Source organism: Pseudomonas sp., from assembly GCF_049645325.1.
Lineage (GTDB): Bacteria > Pseudomonadota > Gammaproteobacteria > Pseudomonadales > Pseudomonadaceae > Aquipseudomonas.
Genome location: NZ_JBARTQ010000187.1, coordinates 1 through 2,620, shown reverse-complemented (window position 1 = coordinate 2,620; position 2,620 = coordinate 1). Strand labels below are relative to the sequence as shown.

The following is a 2,620-nucleotide window of genomic DNA, read 5'->3' as shown; positions in this document are numbered from 1 at the left end:
GCGCAGATCGACGAGCCGACCCTGGCTTTCGGCTTGCAGGAGCGCCAGGCGGATCGCGCTGAAATCGAGGCGTTTGAACAGCCGCTGACCGACGACCTGAACAGGCGCTTGCGCGAGCAGGCGCGTGGCCTTGGGGTCAGCGCCGCGAGCCTGTTTCATCTGGCCTGGGCCCAGGTGCTCAGCCGCGTGGCTGGCCGTGATGACGTGGTGTTCGGCACCGTGCTGCTCGGCCGCCTGCAAGCCGGCGAGGGCGCCGACCGCGCCCTGGGCATGTTCATCAACACACTGCCGTTGCGGGTAAGTCTGACTGGGCAAAGCGTGATCGATGCGCTGAACGACACCCATGCCCAACTGGGCGCTTTGCTCGTGCATGAGCAGGCTTCCCTGGCACTGGCGCAGCGTTGCAGCAGCGCGTCTACGCTGTTCAACAGCTTGCTCAACTACCGCCACACCGGTGCCGACCCGGACCTGAACCTGGTGCCGGGGATCGCCTTGCTCAGCAGTGAAGACGTGCTCAGTTACCCGCTGATGCTCACGGTTGACGACATGGCCAGCGGCTTTCGTCTCAAGGCCAAGGCCCCACGCAAGGTTGGCGCGGAGCGCCTGTTGGGTTACTTCCACACCGCGTTGCACAGCCTGGTGCAGGCACTTGAGCATGCGCCGAAAACGCCCGTGCGTGACGTGCAGGTGCTGCCCTCCCGTGAGCTGCACACGCTATTGAAGGACTTCAACGCCACCGACACCGCTTACCCCGAAACCCTGACCGTGCAGGCGCTGTTCGAAGCGCATGCGCGGCATATTCCCCACGCCATCGCGGTGCAGGCCGGCGAACTGAAACTGTCCTACCGAGAACTCAACGAGCGCGCCAATCAGTTGGCCTTTCACCTGCGCGAGCGCGGTGTGCAACCGGACTCGCGGGTGGCGCTGTGCGTCGAGCGGGGGCTGGACCTGGTGGTGGGGTTGCTGGCGATCCTCAAAGCAGGCGGCGCCTATGTGCCGCTGGACCCAGGTTACCCGCGTGAACGCCTGGCCTACATGTTGAGCGACAGCCAACCGGTGGCGTTGCTGGTGCACGCCGCCACCCGTGAGCTGCCGGGGGATGTCGCGATTCCGGTCATCGACTTCGACCACTGCACCTGGCGCCAGGCGCCCACCGGCAACCCGCTCGTACCGGGCTTGACCGTCGCCCACCTGGCCTACGTGATGTACACCTCGGGCTCCACCGGCACGCCCAAGGGCGTGATGATCGAACATCGCGGCCTCGCCAACCTGATGCACTGGGGCTCGCGCCTGTGCCCGAACGCCGAGGGCGGCGCGCTGCTGCAACGCGCGCCGTTCAGCTTCGACGGCTCGGTGTGGGAGCTGTTCTGGCCACTCACCAATGGCATGCGCCTGGTGCTGGCGCGACCCGATGGCCATCGCGAACCGGCGTACCTGGCGCAGGTGATTCGCGAGCAGAACATCAGCGTGATCAAATTTGTCCCGGCCATGTTGCAGCAGTTCCTCGAACTCGAAGAGTCCGCCCAGTGCACCAGCCTCACCGACCTGTTGTGCGGCGGTGGTGAACTCACCGAAGCCCTGGCCCGTGGCGTGCAGGCGCGCTTGCCCACGGTGCGTTTGCACAACGTCTATGGCCCCACCGAAACCACCGTCGACAGCAGCGCCTGGACCCTGGCGCCCGGCGCGCCGGTGCCTGCAGTGCAATTGCCGATTGGCCGGGCGATTGACAATACTCGCCTGTACGTATTGGACGAGCACGATGCGCCGGTGCCCTTGGGTGTCAGCGGCCAGTTGCATATCGGCGGCGTGGGGGTGGCCCGGGGTTATCTGGGGCTGGCGCAGATGACCGCCGAGCGCTTTATCGACAGCCCGTTCGTGGCCGGTGACCGCTTGTACCGCACCGGTGACCTGGTGCGGTACCTGCCCGACGGCAACCTGGAGTTCCTTGGGCGCAATGACTTCCAGGTCAAGCTGCGCGGCGTGCGCCTGGAGCTGGGCGAGATTGAATCGCGGCTGGCCGCGCACCCGGCGTTGCGCGAGGTGGCGGTGCTGATTCGTGATGAGCGATTGGTCGCCTACTTCACCCTGCGCGGGCAGGCGCCGAGCCTGGAGGCGTTGCGTACCCACGTGCTGGCGCAATTGCCCGAATACATGGTGCCCGCGGCGTTTGTGCAGTTGGACGCCTTGCCGCTCAACCCCGCCGGCAAACTCGACCGCAAGGCCCTGCCGGAACCAGGGCTGGATGCGGTGCTCAGCCGGGCTTATGAAGCGCCGGCAGGTGAGGTGGAAACCTTGATGGCCGGCATCTGGGCCGAGGTCTTGAAGCTGGAGCGGGTAGGGCGCCATGACCACTTCTTCGAACTGGGCGGGCATTCATTGCTGGCGGTAAACCTGGTGGCGCGCCTGCGCAAGGCCGGGCTGGACGTGGACGCACGCACCTTGTTCAGCCACCCGACATTGGCACAGTTGGCCGCCAGAACCGTGACGCAAGTGCAGCGCGTGGACGTGCCGCAAACCGCGATTCCACAACTCAACCGCCGTCGCCGCATCTAAAACCAAAAGTGATGCATGAAGATCAAAAAATGTGGGAGCGGGCTTGCTCGCGAAAGCGGAGTGTCAG

The 2,620-nt window shown here is 65.6% G+C and carries 1 protein-coding gene; it reads left to right on the top strand.

The window, feature by feature from the left end; genetic code table 11:
• Nucleotides 1-2,553: non-ribosomal peptide synthetase (locus WBB95_RS08365; protein WP_424487149.1), on the top strand; the 2,553-nt coding region annotated here is incomplete at its 5' end.
• Nucleotides 2,554-2,620 lie beyond the last annotated feature (67 nt).